Annotated in this window: 1 pseudogene; it reads left to right on the top strand. The window is 53.8% G+C overall.

The annotated features are described in order from the left end of the window. Nucleotides 1-262: pseudogene (locus ASU23_RS34250) on the top strand (HNH endonuclease family protein); the annotation flags it as partial.

The following is a 262-nucleotide window of genomic DNA, read 5'->3' as shown; positions in this document are numbered from 1 at the left end:
AACACGCAATGACGTCCTGAAACTTCAACTTGTAGATGTCGCATTCAAACCCGGAACGCGCGACTGCAAAGTCATCGCCGGCACGCTTCACGACCCGTACACCGGAACCGATATCGCGTTCTCCACGTCCAATCCTTCGGCTATTCAGATCGACCACCTGTTATCAGCAGCTTTGTCAAGGAGTCTTCCTCTTTCTGCTGGTCATTATGTCGATGTCATGCCGCTGATGGCTGTGGTGGCAGTGCGATGGGCCAGAGCGTGA

It is taken from the genome of Rhodococcus sp. KB6 (assembly GCF_001445685.1).
GTDB lineage: Bacteria > Actinomycetota > Actinomycetes > Mycobacteriales > Mycobacteriaceae > Rhodococcus_F > Rhodococcus_F qingshengii.
Note: the sequence above shows the minus strand (reverse complement) of the source record. Positions and strands in the feature narration are given on the sequence as shown.